Source organism: Arthrobacter sp. 01N442 (genome assembly GCF_056399345.1).
Map to the genome: position 1 here is coordinate 42,950 of NZ_JBFTRD010000001.1, position 20,173 is coordinate 63,122.

Below are 20,173 nucleotides of genomic sequence, written 5' to 3' on the forward strand. Positions count from 1 at the left end.
GGCCGCGCCGTCGGCGCAGATCGGGGTGCAGCGCGCATGCTGCGGCAGCGCCGCCGGCCGCAGCCGCATTAGAGATGCGCGCGCCGAAAGCATAAACTGACTGCCGCACACAGTTTATGCACGACCGGCCGGTCAGCGCGCGACGCCGCGGCCGTTGCAGCCGCCGTCGTTATTAGAGGAGAAAATTCCACCATGGCACGCACCGCCTCCCTGTCCGGATTCCCCGAGTGGCTTCCCGAGGAGCGGCTGGTGGAGCTGCATGTGCTGGACACCCTTCGGCGGACTTTTGAACTGCACGGCTTCTCCTCGATCGAGACGCGTGCCGTGGAGACGGTGGGCCAGCTGCTCCGCAAGGGCGAAATCGACAAAGAGGTTTACGGCCTGAGCCGTCTGCAGGACGACGAGGGAGAGTCCGCGGGCGGTGCAGCCGCGGCGCACAAGGCCGACCCGCACGCCCTCGCCCTGCACTTCGACCTCACCGTGCCGTTCGCGCGCTACGTGGTGGAGAATGCCGGCTACCTGGCGTTCCCGTTCCGCCGCTACCAGATCCAGAAGGTCTGGCGCGGCGAGCGTCCGCAGGAGGGACGCGCCCGCGAGTTCACCCAGGCGGACATCGACGTCGTCGGCGACGGCGAGCTCCCGTTCCGCTACGACGTCGAGATCGCGCTGGTGATCGCGGAGGCCCTGAGCGCCCTCCCGATTCCGGACTTCCTGCTCCGGATCAACAACCGGAAGCTGGCCGAGGGCTTCTACAACGGCATCGGCCTGACCGACACGGCCGGGGTGCTGCGCAGCATCGACAAACTCGAGAAGATCGGCCCGGCCAAGGTGGCGGAGCTGCTCAAGACCGAGCTCGGCGCCACCGAGGAGCAGGCGCAGGCAGCGCTCAAACTCGCCGCGATCCGCACCGGGGACACCTCGTTCGTGCAGCAGGTCCGGGCGCTCGGCGTGAACAACGAGTTGCTCGAGGAAGGCCTGAACGAGCTGGAACAGGTCATTGCTGCCGCCGTCCAGCGTGCCCCGGGCAAGGTGGTCGCGGACCTCAGCATCGCCCGGGGGCTCGACTACTACACCGGCACCGTGGTGGAAACCATCCTGGTGGGCCACGAGCAGCTCGGTTCAATCTGCTCCGGCGGACGTTACGACGCGCTGGCGAGCAAGGGAAACCGAAAGTTCCCCGGCGTCGGACTGTCGATTGGCGTCACCCGCCTGGTGTCGCGGATCCTCAGCCAGGAGCTGGCCAAGGCGTCCCGCGCAGTGCCCACCGCCGTGCTGGTGGCGCTCAACAACGATGAAAGCTGGGGCGCGGCGCAGGACGTCGCCGCGCAGCTGCGGGCCCGGGGGATCGCCACCGAGGTTGCGGCCAAGGCTGAGAAGTTCGGCAAGCAGATCAAGTTCGCGGACCGCCGCGGCATCCCGTTCGTCTGGTTCACCGACGACGACGGCAAGCACCAGGTCAAGGACATTCGCACCGGCGAACAGTCCGACGCCGATCCGGCCAGTTGGACGCCGGCCGAGGAAGACCTGCACGTCCGCGTGACCCGGGCCTAGGCCCGCACGCTCAGTTCCCGCTGCGCCGCCGGTGTCGGAGGACCAGTAAGCGACCGGCGACACCGACGGCCAGTACAGCGGCCATGCCCAGCGCCGAGGCCGGCGGCAGCGTCACAGCCAGGACCAGGCAGCCGGCGAAACCCAGCACGTTGAGCCACCGCGGGGCGAGGCGGCGGGGCCCGGTGAGGGTGAAGGCCGCGGCGTTGGTCACGGCGTAATAGATCAGCACCCCGAAGCTTGAGAATCCGACCACGGTCATTACGTTGGTGCTCAGTAGCAGGATGATGACGACGGCGGCGACGGCCAGTTCCGCCACAAACGGGACCGTGTGGGTGCCGCCCACTCGGGCAAGTGGCGCCGGCAGGTCGCGTTCCCGTGCCATTGCCAGGGTGGTCCTGGCCACCCCGGTGATGAGAGCCAGCAGGGCGCCCAGGCACGCGGCCGCGGCCCCGGCCTGGACGAAGGGAACGCCGGCGTTGAGCTGGGAAGCCGACACCGCGTCCAGCAGCGGCGCCGACGAACCGGCCAGCCGCTCAGCCGGCAAATGCCACTGCAGCAGCGCGGCGAGCCCTAGGTAGATCACGAAGGCGCCGGCCAAAGCGGCCAGGATGGCCCGCGGGATGGTGCGCGCCGGATCTCTTACTTCCTCGCCCAGGGTGGCGATCCGGGCATAGCCGGCGAAGGCGAAAAACATCAGCCCGGCCGCGGGCAACACGCCCCACGGGTTCCCGCCCGCAACTCCGGTGCCGGCTACGCCGCCCAGCGTCCCGCCCTGCGCTGCGCCGGCGCCGGCAGGGTGCGGGCCGAGCAGCGAGGCCACGGCGACAAACACCAAAGTGGCCAGCACCACGGCGAGCAGGATCCTGGTCAGCAGTGCCGTCCGCGTGATGCCGAGCAGGTTGACACCGGTCAGCACGACCGCGGCGGCCACCGCCAGCGGGGTGGCGAAGCCGGGCGCCACATAGTGCCCGAAGGTCAGCGCCATCGCCGCGCAGGAGGCGGTCTTGCCGGTCACGAATCCCCAGCCGGCGATGAAGCCCGGCCATTCTCCCAGTTGCTTCCGGCCGTACACGTAGGTGCCGCCGCTGGACGGATACCGGGCTGCCAGTTGTGCCGACGCCACCGCGTTGCAGTAGGCCACCACACCGGCCAGGGCCACGGCGACGGTCAGCAGCAGGCCGGCGAGGGCGGCGGCGGGGGAGAAGACCACGAACACCCCGGCCCCCAGCATGGAGCCCAGGCCGATCGCGGTGGAATCAAAGACGCCCAGGCGCCGCTGCAGCTGCCCGGGCCGGGTCGGTTGGCTTGCCATGGCGGGGGTGGCCTTTCCAGCGGGTAAACTCGAACGGGACCGTTCCCGTAGCGGTCCCATTTAACACCACCCTGTTTTCCTTCTGAAAGGCGAGCTGTGCTGCGCACACACGACCTCGGATCCCTTCGCTCCGAGCACATTGGAAAAACCGTAACCCTCGCCGGCTGGGTCGGCCGGCGTCGTGACCACGGTGGTGTCGCATTCGTGGACCTGCGCGACGCTTCGGGCGTCGCCCAGGTGGTCGTCCGCGAGGAAGAGGTCTTCCACGGCCTCCGCAACGAGTTTGTGCTGCAGGTGATCGGCACGGTTTCCAAGCGGCCCGAGGGCAACGAGAACCCGGCGCTGTCCACCGGCGAGATCGAGGTCATGGCCGAGAAGGTCACCATCCTCAACACCTCCGACCCGCTGCCGTTCCAGATCGACGAGCACGTCGAAGTGGGCGAAGAAGCACGCCTCAAGCACCGCTACCTGGATCTGCGCCGCCCCGGCCCCGCCCGCAACCTGCGCCTGCGCTCCGAAGCCAACCGGGTGGCCCGCGAACTGCTGCACCAGGACGGTTACGTCGAGATCGAGACGCCCACGCTGACGCGTTCGACGCCGGAAGGCGCCCGCGACTTCGTTGTCCCCGCCCGTCTCGCGCCGGGTTCCTGGTACGCCCTGCCGCAGTCGCCGCAGCTCTTCAAGCAGCTCCTGCAGGTCGGCGGCTTCGAGAAGTACTACCAGATCGCCCGTTGCTACCGCGATGAGGACTTCCGCGCGGACCGCCAGCCGGAATTCACCCAGCTCGACATCGAAGCCAGCTTCGTCGAGCAGGATGACATCATCAACCTCGGCGAAAGCATCGTGAAGGCGCTGTGGAAGCTGATCGACGTCGAGATCCCGACGCCCATCCAGCGCATCACCTACAACGACGCGATGGCCCGCTACGGCTCTGACAAGCCGGACCTGCGCTTCGGCCTGGAGCTCACCGAGCTCACCGAATTCTTCAAGGACACCAACTTCGGCGTCTTCAAGGCTCCCTACGTCGGTGCCGTCGTCATGCCGGGCGGCGCCTCGCAGGCCCGCCGCGCCCTCGATGCCTGGCAGGAATGGGCCAAGCAGCGCGGGGCAAAGGGCCTCGCCTACGTGCTGTTCAAGGAAGACGGCGAGCTGGCCGGCCCCGTGGCCAAGAACCTGACCGAGACCGAACGTGCCGGCCTCGCCGACGCCGTGGGCGCCAAGCCGGGCGACTGCATCTTCTTCGCCGCCGGCGAGAAGACCCCGTCCCGGGCGCTGCTCGGCGCCGCTCGCGTCGAGATCGGCCACCGCACCGGCCTGATCAACCCGAGCGACTGGGCTTTCTGCTGGGTTGTCGACGCGCCGATGTTCGAACCGGCAGCCGCAGCGGTCGCCTCCGGCGACGTCGCGGTCGGCGGCGGCAAGTGGACGGCCGTGCACCACGCCTTCACCTCGCCCAAGCCGGAGTTCATGGACAGCTTCGACACGGACCCGGAAACCGCCTTGGCCTACGCCTACGACATCGTCTGCAACGGCAACGAAATCGGCGGCGGCTCCATCCGTATCCACCAGGGCGACGTCCAGGAGCGCGTCTTCAAGGTGATGGGCCTTTCGCACGAGGACGCCCAGGAGAAGTTCGGCTTCCTGCTCGAGGGCTTCAAGTTCGGCGCGCCCCCGCACGGCGGCATCGCCTTCGGCTGGGACCGCGTCGTCTCGCTGCTCGCCGGCGTTGACTCCATCCGCGACGTCATCGCGTTCCCGAAGTCCGGCGGCGGCTACGACCCGCTGACCCAGGCGCCTGCACCCATCACGGCGCAGCAGCGCAAGGAAGCCGGCGTCGACTTCAAGCCGGAGGCTAAGAAGGACGACGGCGCCAAGTAGCCCGGCATGATCTGCGGCAACGGCTCCCCGGGCAACCGGGGGGCCGTTGCTGTGCCGACGGACAATCACCTTGCGGAGGTCACAGACATGGCAGCAGCACCCGGAGTGGAAACGTTGATGGACGCCGCCTGGGCTGCCCCCGAACGCGAGGAGTCCGGTGGCTGGGTCCTCCGGGCTGCCTCGGGAGTGACGCAGCGGGCCAACTCGGTCTGGCCCCGCGAGCCGGGAGTGGACGGTCCCGCACTGTCCGCCGCGCTCCGGGACGCCCGGCTCTGGTACCGCGTCCGGCGCCAGCCGCTGATCTTCCAGGTCTTCGACGACCCGCGGTCCGCGCCGCTCAACACCCTGCTCGACGCGGAGGGCTTCACCCGGCAATCGGAAACCCTCATCCTGGTCCGGGACGCCCGCAGCTCCGTTCCCGGCTCCGGCCGTGGCGTCGAGATCGCCACGGAGCCCTCGGCAGAGTGGCTGCAACTGTGGTGGAGCGTCGACGGCCGCGGTGGGCCGGCCGAACTCGACGTCGCCCGCGGGATTCTGACCCGCTGCCACTCGCTGTACGCCCTCGTCCGGGACGACAACGGCGCCCCCGCCGCCGTCGGGCGCCTTGCGCTGCCCGAAGCGGAACCCGGTGGTCCGCGGTGGGGCGGGCTGTACTGCATGGCGACCCGCCCCGATGCGCGCAGGCGTGGCCACGCCGGACGGGTGTTGCAGGCGTTGCTTGGTGAGGGGCTGCGCCTGGGCCTTGACGGGTACTGGCTGCTCGTTACGAAGGCCAACGCCGGCGCGCAGGAGCTCTACGCCAAGGCAGGCTTCGAGGAATCGGGCCGCTACCTTTACCGGCAGGAACGGCCGAAGCGGCACCTGACCGGCTGCTGACGCCTTCCCGCCAACGACCCCGCCTGCCTGCCCCGCCCGTCCCGCCGTTTAGACGGTTCCCTGCGCGCTAGACGTAGCGCAGCATCGAATGGGCACGAAACCGTCGAAATGGCGGAGGAGACGGTCCCGGCGGCCGGACAGGACCTAGCCCGGGCCGGCGGCGGCAGTGACACCGGGATCGGTGGAGTACACGATTCGTGAGTGGTACAGGTACCTCACCACGAACGCCGCAAGAAGCGTCGACGCCTGCGCGAGCACGGGGTCGATTTGAAGGATGTTGACCGCGAGCATCAGGACCGGCAGCCGGACCAGAGCCTCAAGATTGTTGAAGCAGAACGACTGCGCGAAGCGGGTGGAAATACCCTTGGACTTCTCCGCCAAGGTGCCGAACACGATGTTCTCCTGCATGAGGAAATTCGAGACAATCGTCAGCTCGGCGGCCACGGCTGCTGCGACGACGAAATGCGTTCCGAGGGAGAGCAGGAGCGCCATGATCAAAAGATTCAGCACGGCTCCGATGGCGCCCACGGCGGCAAAGAGCGCAGCCGTGCCAACTCGCAGTTCGCCGAGCTGCCTGAGGAAACGCAGGCCCTGGGCGATGCTCGCCTTGGATCTCCCCGCCGTCCTTGACCCAAGGGTGAACGGAACCTCGGACAACGAAAGTTTGTGCCGGACCAGGATTTCCAGCAGGATCTTGAATCCGCTGGGACGCATGCTGCTGCAGTCGATGGCGGCCCGCCGAACCCCAAAAAATCCGGTCATGGGATCCGAACAGCCCCGCAACCGCACAGGAAACAGCGATTGCGTGACGCGCGTGGCACCGGCGGAGACGGCGCGGCGGTGCCAGGTCGCCGTCGACTGGGTACCGCTGCCGCTGGCGGAATAACGCGAGGCGACCACGACGTCCGCGGTCTTTCCCTCAAGCGCAGTGAGCAGGTCCGGGATGAGCTCCGGCGGATGCTGAAGGTCCCCACTCATCACCATGCAAAACTCGGCCTCGCTGGAGCGCACACCTGCCACCACAGCCCCGCTCAGGCCGCCGGCCGGCACCTTACGGTGGATCACCCTCACGGGCAGCTGCTCGGCTGCGGCGGCAGCCTCGATGACCGCCGGCGTGTCATCCGTTGAGTCGTCGACGAACACCAGTTCTGCCTCAATGCAGCTGCAGGCCTCCGCGGCCCGCCGGATCAGTTGCCGGACGTTTGGCGCTTCGTTGCGCGTGGGAATGATGACAGAAAGTTTCATGGCTGCTGTCCTAATGCTCTGCGTCTTAGCGCGACGGCGGGGGCACAATGCGGTGAATGCTCCACTCTCCGAACGACTGCACCTGTTCGGAGTTTTCCAGTGCTGTCTTCACGCGGCTCAGCCCAAGGGAATCGATGTTGGCAGTGACCGAGGGGCCGACGATGATCCACTGGATTTCCCGCCAACCGCCGGGTCGCTCAATTTCGAACTGCTTATCCAGATCGGGCTTTTCCGTGGCGATCATGGTCCACGCGTCGTTCCAGCCGCTCGAATCGAGGTCATGCCACATGGAATAGGGGGCCAGGACGACGTCGTTCCTGGAGATGTTGGACTGGACCCACTGCATGGTGCTCCGCCAGTTGGAGTTGGTCTGAGCGGTGAGCAGGGTCCGATCCTGCTCGAACCACTGCGGCAGCGACATCAGCAGCAACAATGCCGACAGGACCGTGATGAACCCGGTCCTCAGCGGTGCCAAGCGCTGGGGAGATTGGCGTGCGAGCCGTTCCATTCCGTTCCACGAGATGTCGACGGCAGTACCGCAGGCCAGCGCCAGGAATGGAATCACGCCGATGATGTACATCGCCGGCAGGTAGCCCTGGCCCAGAAGCACAGGCGTGGCGAACGTGGCCACGGCTATGAACAGGAACCGGCTCTGCCGGCGCAGCAGGCAAACGACGGCGGCAATCAGTCCGGCGCCAATGAGGTATTTGTCGAAATAGAGCCAGCCGGCCAACAGCTCGGCGCGGCTTGAGCCGGCCTGGAAAATGGTGCCCGACCCGGAACGGTTCAGGAACTGGTACGCCAGGGCATCCTGGAGGGACACGTGGTCCGGTCCGGAGAAGAGCTCGTTCCGAAGCAGCGCCGAGAGCGGGTAAAAAGCCAGCAGCAGGCCACCGGCGGCGAGGAAACCCACGACCGAAAAGGACCGGTTGCTCCATTTGGGCCGGTAGAGCAGGGCGAGCAACAGGGCGGGGCCGAAGATGGACAGGGTTTCCTTGGAGAGCACGGCGATGGCGAAACATATGCCGGCGCCGACGTGGTGCCACAGCGCGTCCCGCGAGGACAACGCGAGGTAGAAGGCCAGAAGGAGCCAGGGTACGCCGATATTATCCAAGTAGATCTGGCGCCCGAGAACGAGGGATAACGGAGACAGGATGAAGAGCACTGTCGACAACGCGGCGAATGGAGTGCGCACTCGCATACGCCGGGCGACCATGTAGAGCAGTACCGCGCTGGCGACGAAGTAGGCGGATATCACGTACCGGGTGGCGCCGATGGCCGTGCCGTCGCCGAGGCGCAGGAGGCTTGGCAGCCAGTTGAGCGCCGCCAGCTGGATCCAGCCCAGTGGGGGGTGGTCGTACCAGTAGGTATAGGGGGCAAGGGTTCCGGAGTGCACGGCGAACGCCTGGGAGGTGTAGGTGCCTTCATCGTCCTGGTAGCTTGGCGCTCCATCGAGGTTCCAGAGGCTGAGGACGGCCGACATGAAGGTGAGTCCGATAAGCGCTATCTTGTCCGATTTGTGAAGGTTCCCCAGTTTGAACGGTGCTCCGTGTCCCGGGCCGCGGTGTTTGGCTAGTTTTGGGCTCTTTAGGACCTTGCGGCCGGACACGGCCGGAACGTGAAGGTCAGGGTCTAGCTCAGTAGTTGACATGACTACCTCCCGGGCGGTCTACGAAGAGCTGGCGGTTTTATGGCTGGGCGAGTTCGGCCCCGCTCTCCAGATAGGCCAAATGGGAGCCGGAGTGGTCTGTCTTTTCCCAGGCAAAGTCGCGGCGCAGGAATTTGAGCAGGGCCCTTATGGCTGAGAAGGCGAGAACGATTTGGTAGAAGGGTGTGCCGACGATAAGCCGGAAGTAGTCGTACCAGCCGATGGAGAACTTGTGGTCGCGGCCAAATTCGTGAAGCATGCACACGTCGAACGCGACGGTGACGAGCGTGGGTATCAGCGGCAGGAAAGTGATCAGGGTAACCACGAGGGGGAACTTGCCCCAGATTGCCGCTGCGATTGCGACCGGAATACAAGCACCGGCCAGGGCGATGAAATGCTGCTGCATCAGCGTCCACCAGGCAATCGTCCGCATCCGCCGGGAGGGCAGGCTCTTCCAATCGCCCTTTGCGAACACCTGCATGAAGCCCAGCGACCACCGCGTGCGCTGACGGATCAGCCCGGCAAGGCTGTCGGGCGTTTCCTCGCGCGTAACCAGTTGCGGGGCGTATGCCACAACGATCTTTCGGCGGAGCGTGGACAGGCGCACACCGAGATCGCAGTCCTCGGCAAGGCAGGCGCCGTCCCATCCGCCGACCTCAGCGAGCAACTCACGCTTGATGAACACCGTGTTGCCGCCGAGCGGTATGAACCCTTGCCGGGAGTGGGCGTGCAGCCGGGACCGGAACCACGTGAAGTACTCCAGGCAGTTCCGCAGCGAATACCACGTGTCCCTGTAGTTGATCAGCTGGACCGCACCCTGGACGACGTCGGCGTTCTTTGTCGTGAACACGCTATCGATGTGCGCCAGCAGCTCTTCGGCAGCGATCGACTCCGCGTCAAAGACGCCGACCACGCTGTTCCGGCACATCGACAGCGCCTTGTTGAGCTGCCGCGGCTTGTTTTTCCTCTCGCTCGCGTCGACGCTGACCCGAACGAAGCCAGGAAACTCCCTGGCGATTCGGTGCGCGATCTCGGTAGTTTCGGTGTCGTCATGACCTACCGAGATGATGACTTCCTTGCGGGAATGGGTCTGTGCCAGGAGCGCCGCCAGCGTGGCGCGCATTACATCTTCGCGTTCCTTCCTGCAGGGCATGATGAGCGAAAAGGAATGTCCCTCCGTCGACTGGAGGCCCGAGTAGGAGGTCCTGACCTGCGTCTTGGGGTCCCACCAGGCGTAGGTGTTCAAGTAGAGGGTGGACATGGCGATGGCGAAGAGGGCAACTGCGAGGACGATGACGATGGCGCTGGCCAGCAAAGTAGCAGACATCTAGTGCTCCAATGAGTTTGTTTAACGCCGGGAACGCGGGGGAGGGGTGGTGTTGGTCGGGATTGCTAGTCGGCGGGACCGCAGGCAATCCCGTCTGCATTCGCGTCAAGCTTCTGCGGATCGACTCCGCTTTGGCGGACGATAATTCCGTTCTTGAAGTAGGTGCGGACCTCCGTGCAGGTCCAAACGTGCGGCATCGATCCGGGATCGAGTCCGGCGTCTTTCATCTCCTTTAGGTGCTGGCTCAGGCTCGGCGGGACGACGGGAAGGCACTGCCCGGCGGCGCCGTATTGCGGGAGGCATCCGCCCAAGGACGGACCCCTGTCCGACAGCACCGTCGTCGGGTCCACGGCGCCCCGTCGCTTAAGGCCGGTGGAATTTCCACCCTTCAGCTTGGAAGCAGCCGCACCGGACGCTCCCCGGCCGGCTTCGGTCAAGGAGACCTCGGGTGCGTTGCCGGATCCGGGGGAAGCCTTCGGCCCGGCGGGGCGGTTGGCAAGGGGCTGATGCTTCGGGACCGCCGCGTTCGTTGCGGCGGTGCCCGAGGCGTGTGTGGTGGCGTGATCGGAAACTGAATTTGCCGGCGCAGCGGCATCGGACGCATGGGCGGCCATCGCAGCCGGTGACACCTGAACCCCCGGGGATCCAGTGGTGACGCCCCTGACTGTGTCCAGGGCAGCCATCCCGCTCCAGGTCAGGGCGGCTGCCGCCGCCAGTCCGGCCACTGCCAGGGCGAGGATGACACGACCTTCCCGTGCCGGGGTTTCCTGGCGCCGCGTCATGAGACCCACACCCAGCTTGCAACACTAGGAATTCCGTCGGAGGACAGGACGGAGAGCATGTACGGCCCGGGCGGCAAGAGATTGGGATTGCTGGGGACCTGCGCAGTGCGGCTTGTCCCCGTTCCAGCCAGTGGCAGATCGACGACGCGCGCGTTGGTGTCGGTCTGATGCGTCTGGGACATCGGCGGAATGAGGGAGGCTGCCGTGACGTCGCCTGTCACACCGAGCTGTATGTTCTGTCCGTAGGTGACGCGGCTCGGTGCCGTCGTAATCGTGGGCCGGGTGCCCTTGAACAGGTACGGCGGACTGTAAACCGAGATCCTTGTTTCGAAGGAATTGTCCAAGGGGTTGGATCCCATGACAGCCACCCTGCCGTCCGGCAGGAGGATGGACGTCGAATGGTAGTTACGGCCCACCGGGTCTGCGGCCACAGCCTTCCACGAGTTGGTCGAGGGAGTATAGATGGCTGCCGTTTGGATATTCCCGGAACGATTCAACTGCGCGCCGTTGGCCGCCAGCACGGAACGGTCCGGAAGATTCAGGACGTTGACGTACATCTTGCCGGGGCCCGGGAGATCAGGGCCCGGGACGTAATGGGGACTGGGCTGCTTCAAGTCGATGATGTCAACGAGGTTTATGGCCGGCGTATTGCCGTCGGCGTTGCCGCCGCCGACGATCATGATCTTCTGGTCCTGCGCCGGACCGACGAAGACCGACCCGGCTTGGTCCCTGAGATCCTTCTGCCGCAGCCCGGGCACGTCCCATATTTGCGCCGTCGGCCAGTCGTAGAGTGAGGCGCCTGTCCCGGGTAGCCCGTTGCCGAACGTATGGCCTCCCGAATAGAACATCCTGCCGTTCTCCAGGAGATACATGTGCGGGTAGGTGCCCCAGAAACTCCAGGTCTGGGGAACCTGGTTTTGCGGCAGCCATTTCATCGCCGAGGTGTTGAACATCTCGGTGAGAACGGTGCCCTGGGCTTTCTCATCGAGTCCGCCCGCAGACCAGATGTCGCCGTTCCCGAGCTTCGTCAGCGAGGGATACCAGTGCGCCCCGGCCATGTCAGCAAGCTGGTGAAAACTGTCGTCCGCGGGGTCGAAGTAGTAGCTCTTCTTGGAGCCCTGGAAGGTTGTCGGCCCGACATTGGCGGTCGGAAACGCTTGCGTGCCGCCAGCCAGCAGGACCTTGCCGTCCGGCAGGGTCACGTGCCCGGCACAAAACATGTCGTACGGCACCGGGATGTCCTTGAACTCGTTGGTGCCGGGGGTCCAGACCACCGCCCGGAACGAGCCGGCGTTGAAATTGGTCTCGTCATTGCCCGACCCCGCGATGAGCAGCAGGCGTCCGTCGTGGAGCAGCGTTGAGTGGAGCGCCCGCACTGGCATCTGCGAGGAAAGGGTTTCCCACGAACCGATGGTGTCCGGACCTCCCACCGGGTTTGGTCCTGATGCGTCGTATTTGATCATCGAGTAGTTGGTCGTCGACAATGAGCCGTTGCCGGCGAGGGAGACGCCAAATGAAATTCGGTCGACGCCGTTGGGTATCGCCGGCGTCCGGGCCTGCCCGGTCGTCCAGGAAGCCACGGGCGGGAGCGACTTAAGGTCCGTCCAGTACTGCCAGCCGCTGGCTGTATGGCTGAAGACCGTCAGCCCGGAAGGGTCTGCCGCGGTGGACTTGTAGTCGACCTGGATGTCATATTGTTCGCCGGGCGTTACGGCCGGTGCGCACCCGGGGGCATCCGACTGAAGCAGTTTTGCGTCACCGGACTGGTAGGACGTTGCATTAATAACAAACGACTGCCCGCCGGCGGGTGTATTCACAGGAACGTCATTTGATAATGAATGGGAAATTTGCCTGTCTCCCCACCCTGCCAACATAAAACAATCGGGCATCGCGCCACTATTTGCCAGGTCTCCGTTGATTATCAGTTGACCCGTGCTCTGGGTGGGTGCCGGGATGTCGGTCAGGGAATAATCGTCTGTTGTCAGGGTTCCGTCCGTTCCGAGCGAAAGACCAAAACTTATTAGGTCCGTTCCCTCCGGGATCACGGGTGTGGAGGCTGCGGCCAGGCTCCAGTCACCGGCCGGAGCCTGCTGCTGGACGTCGCCCCAGTAGCTCCAGCCCTGGCTGGAGTGCCGGAACATGGTGAGGGACACGGGCGCCGTGGACTTGTACCAAATCTTCATGGCATAGCTGTGGCCCGCGAGCACCGCCGGTGCGCACTGGGTGCTTTCCGCCTGAAGCAGCTTGCGGTCTCCCGCCGAATAGCCTTGGAGGGTGACTGAGAGCGCCCGCCCGCCCAGCCGGCCGTCGACGAAGCTCCAGCTCCCTTCCGTGCCCCAGCCGGAGCGCTCGAAGCACGTGGCGTCCGCCGCGCCCTCTTCAAGGGACGGGTTCTGTACAAGATTCACCGCGTCGGCCGCCAGTGCGACGGAGCCGGCAAACAGGTTCGGTGGAATTAGGAGCGTCATAACGACCAAAAGTTTCGTGACGATCCGTTGCTGCTTATTCACGATCTCAAACCTGGGCGAAATAGGTGCCGACGAACGCCAAGGAAAGTCGAATTTGAAGTCGGGCTCGCAATGCCGGCTGGCCAAAACTGCTCATTGAGGTCCCCCATTAGCTTTTGTTTTGTTTGACCGTGAATGCGCATGAGTCTATGGGGGCGCAATGTTTGCGGAAACCAGTAAGTGTTACTTGATTTCGTTCGGCTCTTAACTGGCCGTGTACTCAGGTGGCCGTTTTTGCTCCGACTAATTACCCGGTTGCAATAGGGCAGCCAATGGGCTGCAGCTAGCCATCGTGCCGGCAGCAGCCGGCCGGCCAGCGCAAGGCGCCGTCAGCAGATCCACCTAGGACGCAGGCGGGTCCGTGACCAGTATCCGCACTGCACACGCGTCGGCCGCGGCTTTCTTTAGCACTGCCGCCCGCGGATCCGGAACGTCCAGGAACGGGAGCCGGAGATGCGCCGCGTAACCCTTGAGCACGGGTTCGGCGAGTACTTGCTCTGCCAGGGAACGGTCCCCGCCCGGGGCGAGGTATTCGACGCTTTGGTCCGCGAAAATCCTTGCGGCGTGCTCGGCGACGGCCTCCACCAGGGCGTCCGCCTGGTTGGCGCGGCGCCGGGCAAAGCGCTGCTGGGACCAGCCTCCGGCCGCCGTGCGGGACTGCACATGCCGGGTCCCGGTCTTGGATGCAAGGATCTGCCCCTCGGACACCACCGCTACCGAATAGCCGCCGCGCCGCACCAGGACCAGGCCGAGCCGACGCGGCTGCGATGCCAGGGACGCCAGCCGGGCGACGGAATCGCCGCCGCGCCCCGGGCGCCCGCCGTCCGGCCAGGGTGGCAGCAGCAGGGCCGTGGCGCCGTCGGCCGCCAACAGCCGCAGCCCGGACTCCTCCGGTTCTTCCCGCGACTCTCCATGGCTCGCCTTGAAGCGCTCCACCCAGCCGGGCAGCCGGTCACCGGAGACGAACGCCACACGGGTGTCGGGGCTGGCCATGGCGGGGATCTCCGTCGGGGGTAGCAGGGGCGGCTGCCGTGTCAGGGCGGCCCGGGAACTAGAAGTAGCCTATCTATGTGGATGATCTCTTTGGCTCAGGGCAGGACAACGCGTCCGCTAACGACGACGTTGACGTCGAAGAGCCCGGCGGCAGCTCCCTGAACGCCGCCCCGACCCGTTCCGCACCGCGAAGCCCACTGGCAGTCCGGATGCGGCCGCGCAGCCTGGACGATGTCGTGGGCCAGCAGCACCTCCTGGGCCAGGGATCACCGCTCCGGCAGCTCGCGGCCGGCAGCGACGCCACCGGGCCGGCCGGGCCGAGCTCCCTTATTCTCTGGGGACCGCCGGGCACCGGCAAGACCACCTTGGCGCACGTCATCGCCAAGGGCCCGGGCCGGAAGTTCGTTGAGCTCTCCGCCATCACCGCCGGTGTGAAAGACGTCCGGCGCGTCATGGACGAGGCCCTCACCGCGCGGGACCTTTACAAAACGACGACGGTGCTGTTCCTGGACGAGATTCACCGATTCAACAAGGCCCAGCAGGACGCCCTGCTGCCCGGGGTCGAGAACCGCTGGGTGGTCCTGGTCGCGGCCACCACCGAGAACCCGTCCTTCTCCGTGGTGTCGCCGCTGCTGTCCCGTTCGCTGCTGCTGACGCTCAAGCCGCTTACCGACGCCGACGTCGAAGGTCTGCTGCGGCGGGCCGCCGAGGATCCGCGGGGCCTGAACGGCAAGGTGGAGCTCGATGGGGAAGCCCTCGCCCACCTGGTCCGGCTATCTGGCGGGGACGCGCGCCGGGCGCTGACAGCCTTGGAGGCGGCGGCCGGCGTCGCCTTCGGAGACGCAGACGACGCCGACGGCGTTCAAGCAGCCGACGGCGCCGGTGAGGCTCCCGTCAAAATCGAACTCAAACACACCGAACGGGCGCTCGACGTCGCCTCGGTGCGCTACGACCGTGCCGGCGACCAGCACTACGACGTGGCCAGCGCGTTCATCAAGTCCATCCGGGGATCCGACGTCGACGCGGCGCTGCACTACCTGGCCAGGATGCTGGAGGCGGGGGAGGACCCCCGCTTTGTGGCCCGCCGGATCGTGATCTCCGCGGCCGAAGACGTTGGCATGGCCGACCCCACCGCCTTGCAGACAGCGGTGGCCGCAGCCCAGGCGGTGCAGCTGATCGGCATGCCCGAGGGGCGCATCATCCTGGCCGAGGCAGTCGTCCACCTCGCCACCGCCCCGAAGTCCAACGCGGCCTACATGGGCATCAACCAGGCGATCGCCGACGTCCGTGCCGGCCTCGGGAACGGCATCCCGGCCCACCTGCGGGACGCGCACTACCCGGGATCCAAGCAGCTCGGCCACGGCAAGGGCTACAAGTATGCCCACGACGCGCCGCATGCGGTGGCCAAGCAGCAGTATCCGCCGGACGACCTCGTGGGCCGGAACTACTACGAACCCACGGCCAACGGCGCAGAACGGGACATCTCCACCCGGCTGGAGCGGCTGCGGAAGATCATCCGGGGCAAGTAGGGCCCGGGGCAAGTAGGGGGGTAGCAGCGGCAAGCAGGCGCCAGGGATCGCCATGGTAGGATGGTTCGTTGTCTGGCAAGGCACGGACGCACAATCCACCAGTTTTCGGCAGTTCATGCTGATTTGATGGGTTTGCCCTGTGCCCAGTAGCAAAAGGCAGCGGTTGGCCGATGCTCTCCATCGTGGAGGCCAGTAACACTGACACACCGCAGATATTGGAAGGACACAAGTGGCTAACAACACTCGTGCTCGCCGTACCGCACGCCTCTCGCGTGCACTCGGCATCGCTCTGACCCCCAAGGCCGCCAAGTACATGGAGCGCCGCCCGTACGGCCCCGGTGAGCATGGCCGTGCCCGCAAGAAGCAGGACTCCGACTACGCCGTACGTCTGCGCGAAAAGCAGCGTCTGCGCGCCCAGTACGGCATCCGCGAAGCCCAGATGACCCGTGCCTTCGAAGAAGCGCGCCGCACCAAGGGCCTGACCGGTGAAAACCTGATCGAACTGCTCGAAATGCGTCTCGACGCCCTCGTGCTGCGTGCAGGCTTCGCCCGCACCATCGCCCAGGCCCGCCAGATGGTTGTGCACCGCCACATCCTCGTCGACGGCATCCGCGTTGACCGCCCGTCTTTCCGCGTCGGTGAGGGCCAGCTGGTCCACGTCCACAGCCGCAGCGAGACCATGCCTCCCTTCCAGGTGGCAGCAGCCGGCGCGCACCGCGATGTCCTGCCGATGGTTCCGGCCTACCTGGACGTCAAGCTTGACGCCCTGCAGGCCCGCCTGGTCCGTCGCCCGAAGCGCTCCGAGATCCCCGTGACCTGCGAAGAGCAGCTCGTCGTGGAATTCTACGCACGCTAGATCCAACGCGACACCTTACGAAGAAGCCCGTGGCAAGCGCCACGGGCTTCTTTGTATGTAAGGTACTTGGGGGAGTTCTCCGCCTGCCGTGTCCGGCAGCGGAGGTCGACGCAGGAATCCACGTAGTTTCAAGGAGATGAACATCTATGTCTGGTGGCGATATTGCCGGCCTGATCGCGGCCGGTGTGTTTGCACTGCTGGTCCTGCTGCTCGCCGTGCCGATCCTCAAGCTCGGGGGAGTCTTCGACGAGGTGCGCAGCAGCATCCGGTCGATCAGCGACGGCGCCACCCCGCTCATGGACGAGGTCACCGCCACCGTCTCCACCACCAACCAGCAGCTGAAGAAGGTCGACGGGATCGCCTCCAACGTCTCCGACGCCTCCGCCAACATCTCGGCCTTGTCCTCGCTGGTCGCCGCGACGGTCGGTTCGCCGTTGATCAAGGTTGCCGCCTTCAGCTACGGCGTGCGGTCCGCGTTCTCGGCGCGCAAGAAGCCCACTTCCGGCCGCCGCAGCCGCTGACCCAACCCTGAGAGGACCTGACATGAACAGAATCATTTGGATGGGTATCGGCGTCGCGATTGGCGTCATCGCCTTCCGTAAGCTCACCGAGGCGCAGTCCACCCTCGGACCGGAAGGCCTCAACCGGGCCGTCGGCCGGCTCGCCGACGGCGTCTACGATTTCGCCGACGCCGTCCGAGTAGGCATGCGGGAGCGGGAAACCGAGCTCCGCACCGCGCTTGGGGTCGATGGAGCCGCTGACGGCGCCATCGCCGGTCGGGATGCGGTCCGGCGTTAGCCGGGAGAGAATTAGAAACAAGGGTGCCCCGCGGGGCGCCTGCCGGAACCAGGCCGGCACATCAGAGTGTTCCGAAAGACCGGCAGCAAGGTGTCTGCCGTCTACTCCGCCGTGAGTACCGCTGGCAAGAATCCGGCCGGAACCAACGACGTAGTGCATATTGAAGGGTAAGTAACCAGGTTATGAAGTCGCAGGAGATCACCAAGCGCTGGATCGACTTTTTTGTCAGCAAGGGCCACACGGCGGTGCCTTCCGCCTCCTTGGTCTCCAGCGACCCGTCCCTGCTGTTCACGGTTGCCGGCATGGTGCCGTTCATCCCGTACCTGACCGCGCGCGAGGAAGCCCCTTACTCCCGTGCCACCAGCGTGCAGAAGTGCATCCGCACCGGCGACATCGAGGAAGTCGGCAAGACTGCCCGGCACGGCACCTTCTTCCAGATGTGCGGCAACTTCTCCTTTGGCGATTACTTCAAGGAAGACGCCATCAAGTTTGCCTGGGAACTGCTTACCACGAGCGTCGACGACGGCGGCTATGGCCTGCCGCCTGAGCGCCTCTGGGTCACCGTCTACGAAGAAGATGACGAGGCCAAAGAGCTTTGGCTGAAGAACACCGGCGTTCCGGCCGCGCGGATCCAGCGGATGGGCAAGGCGGACAACTACTGGTCCACCGGCCAGCCCGGCCCCGCAGGCCCGTGCTCCGAGATCTACTACGACCGCGGCCCCGCCTACGGCATCGAGGGCGGCCCGCTGGCCGACGAGACCCGTTACATCGAGATCTGGAACCTCGTGTTCATGCAGTACCAGATCGACAACGTGCGCTCCAAGGTGGACTTTGACATCACCGGCGAACTGCCGAAGAAGAACATCGATACCGGCCTCGGCATGGAGCGCCTTGCGATGATCCTGCAGGGCGTCGAGAACATGTACGAGACGGACCAGGTCCGCCCGGTGATCGATAAGGCCGCCGCGCTCTCCGGCAAGGAATACACCTCCGCCGAGACCCCGGAAGACCCGCACCACACGGACGACGTCCGGATGCGCGTCGTCGCCGACCACATCCGTTCGGCCCTGATGCTGATCGCCGACGGCGTCACCCCCTCAAACGAAGGCCGGGGCTACGTGCTGCGCCGCCTGATCCGCCGCGCCGTGCGTTCAATGCGGCTTCTCGGCGTCGAAAAGGCCTGCCTGCCCGAGCTGCTGCCCGCGTCCCGGGACGCCATGAAGGGTGTCTACCCGATCGTGGAGACCGACTTCGACCGGATCAGCCGGATTGCTTACGCCGAGGAGAAGGCGTTCCTGCGCACCATCGCTTCCGGCACCGCCCGCCTTGAGGACGCCGTGAAGGAATCCAAGGCCGCCGGACAGCCGCTCTCCGGCGCCGACGCCTTCGCCCTGCACGACACCTACGGCTTCCCGATCGACCTCACCCTGGAAATGGCCGAGGAAGCCGGGCTCAAGGTCGACGAGCCCGAGTTCCGCAAGCTCATGCTCGAACAGCGCCAGCGCGCCCAGGCGGATGCCAAGGGCAAGAAGGGCGCCCACGCCGACCTGTCCGCTTTCCAGGAACTGCTGGCCGGCGGTGAGACCGTCTTCACCGGCTACACCGAACTCGCCGGCGAGTCCAAAGTCCGCGGCATCCTTGCCGGCGGCCGCAAGGTCTCGCAGGCGTCCACCGGCGAGGAAATCGAACTCGTCCTCGCCGAGACCCCGTTCTACGCCGAAGCCGGCGGCCAGGCCGCCGATACCGGCCTCATCACCGGCGACGGCTTCGTCGTCGAGGTCCTGGACGTGCAGCGGCCGATCAAGGGCCTGAGCGTGCACAAGGCAATCGTCCGCGAAGGCGAAATCGGTGCCGACTCACAGGTCCTCGCCGCCGTCGACCGGGAACGCCGGCACGCCGCCGAGCAGGCGCACACCGGCACGCACATTGTGCACGCGGCGCTGCACCAGATCCTTGGGCCGGAGGCGCTGCAGCGCGGCTCCTTCAACAAGGCCGGCTACCTCCGCTTCGACTTCGCCTGGGGTGAAGGCCTGAGCGCCGCCACGCGCTCCGAAATCGAGGAAGTCTCCAACATCGCCATCCGGAACAACTTCCAGGTTCAGACCAAGGTCATGGGCCTTGCCGAGGCGAAGGCCCTCGGCGCCATGGCGCTGTTCGGCGAGAACTACGGCAACGAGGTCCGCGTCGTCGAGATCGACGGCGCCTGGTCCCGTGAGCTCTGCGGCGGCACGCACGTTTCGAACACTTCGCTGATCGGCAGCCTGTCGCTGCTGGGCGAACAGTCCGTCGGTTCGGGAAACCGCCGCGTGGAGGCCTTCGTCGGCATGGACGCGTTCCGGCACCTCGCCGCTGAACGCGCCCTGGTGACCGAACTCACCGAAATGCTGAAGGTTCCCTCCGGCCTGCTCACCGAACGCATCGCCAGCACGCTGAGCAAGCTGAAGACGGCCGAGAAGGAACTTGAGCGGCTGCGCAAGGAACAGCTCACGGCCGCCGCCGCCCAGTTGGTGGGCACTGCCAGGGACGCTGCCGGGGTCAAGGTCATCGCGCACGACGCCGGCCAGGTCAGCGGAGCCGACGACCTTCGCGGCCTCGCCCTGGACCTTCGCACCCGCCTCGGCTCCGAGCCGGCCGCCGTCGCGGTCGCCGGCGTCAGCAATGACCGCCCGGTCATCCTGATCGCCACCAACGAGGCAGCCCGGTCCGCCGGCGTCAAGGCCGGTGCGCTGGTGCGTCTCGCCGCGGGTATCCTCGGCGGCGGCGGTGGCGGCAAGGACGACGTTGCCCAGGGCGGCGGCACCGACGCTGCCAAGGTCGGCGCTGCCCTGACCGCGGTCGTGGACGCCATCACCAAGCGCTGACCCCCGGGAC

15 protein-coding genes are annotated in these 20,173 nt (G+C 66.1%); 8 read left to right on the forward strand and 7 right to left on the reverse strand.

Annotation, left to right across the window (positions count from 1 at the left end; all coding sequences use genetic code 11):
• Positions 1 to 192 precede the first annotated feature (192 nt).
• Positions 193 to 1,551, forward strand: a complete 1,359-nt coding sequence (gene hisS, locus AC1DNC_RS00200) for a histidine--tRNA ligase (RefSeq protein WP_476860569.1) — start codon at positions 193 to 195, stop codon at positions 1,549 to 1,551.
• 10 nt (positions 1,552 to 1,561) lie between these two features.
• Here the strand turns inward: hisS and AC1DNC_RS00205 are convergent, their stop codons facing one another.
• Positions 1,562 to 2,863 carry an APC family permease gene (locus AC1DNC_RS00205; RefSeq protein WP_476860570.1) on the reverse strand — a complete coding sequence of 434 codons (1,302 nt, stop codon included), beginning with the start codon at positions 2,861 to 2,863 and terminating at the stop codon, positions 1,562 to 1,564.
• A gap of 96 nt (positions 2,864 to 2,959) precedes the next feature.
• Here AC1DNC_RS00205 and aspS point away from each other — a divergent pair, with 96 nt between their 5' ends.
• Together aspS and AC1DNC_RS00215 are read left to right on the forward strand one after the other, a co-directional pair.
• Positions 2,960 to 4,741 carry an aspartate--tRNA ligase gene (aspS, locus tag AC1DNC_RS00210; RefSeq protein ID WP_476860571.1) on the forward strand — a complete coding sequence of 594 codons (1,782 nt, stop codon included), beginning with the start codon at positions 2,960 to 2,962 and terminating at the stop codon, positions 4,739 to 4,741.
• Positions 4,742 to 4,828: 87 nt separating this feature from the next.
• Entirely contained in the window at positions 4,829 to 5,617 is a 789-nt protein-coding gene (locus tag AC1DNC_RS00215; RefSeq protein WP_476860572.1) for a GNAT family N-acetyltransferase, read from the forward strand.
• Between the two features lie 144 nt (positions 5,618 to 5,761).
• Here the strand turns inward: AC1DNC_RS00215 and AC1DNC_RS00220 are convergent, their stop codons facing one another.
• The 6 genes from AC1DNC_RS00220 to AC1DNC_RS00245 form a co-directional block, all read right to left on the reverse strand.
• Positions 5,762 to 6,862 carry a glycosyltransferase gene (locus AC1DNC_RS00220; protein WP_476860573.1) on the reverse strand — a complete coding sequence of 367 codons (1,101 nt, stop codon included), beginning with the start codon at positions 6,860 to 6,862 and terminating at the stop codon, positions 5,762 to 5,764.
• A gap of 25 nt (positions 6,863 to 6,887) precedes the next feature.
• Complete coding sequence (locus AC1DNC_RS00225; protein ID WP_476860574.1) at positions 6,888 to 8,345, reverse strand: ArnT family glycosyltransferase; 1,458 nt, start codon at positions 8,343 to 8,345, stop codon at positions 6,888 to 6,890.
• Positions 8,346 to 8,550: 205 nt separating this feature from the next.
• A complete protein-coding gene (locus AC1DNC_RS00230) occupies positions 8,551 to 9,837 on the reverse strand; it encodes a glycosyltransferase (RefSeq protein ID WP_476860575.1) in 1,287 nt (428 codons plus the stop codon).
• 65 nt (positions 9,838 to 9,902) lie between these two features.
• The gene (locus AC1DNC_RS00235; RefSeq protein WP_476860576.1) at positions 9,903 to 10,619 is read right to left on the reverse strand and encodes a hypothetical protein; all 717 of its coding nucleotides are present in this window, start codon (positions 10,617 to 10,619) and stop codon (positions 9,903 to 9,905) included.
• Complete coding sequence (locus tag AC1DNC_RS00240; RefSeq protein WP_476860577.1) at positions 10,616 to 13,129, reverse strand: galactose oxidase-like domain-containing protein; 2,514 nt, start codon at positions 13,127 to 13,129, stop codon at positions 10,616 to 10,618. Before AC1DNC_RS00240 ends, AC1DNC_RS00235 begins: the two co-directional genes overlap by 4 nt.
• 339 nt (positions 13,130 to 13,468) lie before the next feature.
• Entirely contained in the window at positions 13,469 to 14,119 is a 651-nt protein-coding gene (locus AC1DNC_RS00245; RefSeq protein WP_476860578.1) for an acVLRF1 family peptidyl-tRNA hydrolase, read from the reverse strand.
• Between the two features lie 77 nt (positions 14,120 to 14,196).
• Here AC1DNC_RS00245 and AC1DNC_RS00250 point away from each other — a divergent pair, with 77 nt between their 5' ends.
• From AC1DNC_RS00250 to alaS, 5 genes are all read left to right on the forward strand, one after another.
• Entirely contained in the window at positions 14,197 to 15,648 is a 1,452-nt protein-coding gene (locus AC1DNC_RS00250; RefSeq protein ID WP_476860579.1) for a replication-associated recombination protein A, read from the forward strand.
• 229 nt (positions 15,649 to 15,877) lie between these two features.
• A complete protein-coding gene (gene rpsD, locus AC1DNC_RS00255; RefSeq protein WP_476860580.1) occupies positions 15,878 to 16,504 on the forward strand; it encodes a 30S ribosomal protein S4 in 627 nt (208 codons plus the stop codon).
• A gap of 146 nt (positions 16,505 to 16,650) precedes the next feature.
• The gene (locus AC1DNC_RS00260; RefSeq protein ID WP_476860581.1) at positions 16,651 to 17,025 is read left to right on the forward strand and encodes a DUF948 domain-containing protein; all 375 of its coding nucleotides are present in this window, start codon (positions 16,651 to 16,653) and stop codon (positions 17,023 to 17,025) included.
• Positions 17,026 to 17,047: 22 nt separating this feature from the next.
• Positions 17,048 to 17,302: a hypothetical protein gene (locus AC1DNC_RS00265; RefSeq protein ID WP_476860582.1), complete on the forward strand. Its 255-nt coding sequence runs from the start codon at positions 17,048 to 17,050 to the stop codon at positions 17,300 to 17,302.
• A gap of 182 nt (positions 17,303 to 17,484) precedes the next feature.
• Positions 17,485 to 20,163, forward strand: coding sequence for an alanine--tRNA ligase (gene alaS, locus AC1DNC_RS00270; protein WP_476860583.1), 2,679 nt, complete (start codon positions 17,485 to 17,487; stop codon positions 20,161 to 20,163).
• Positions 20,164 to 20,173: the final 10 nt, after the last annotated feature.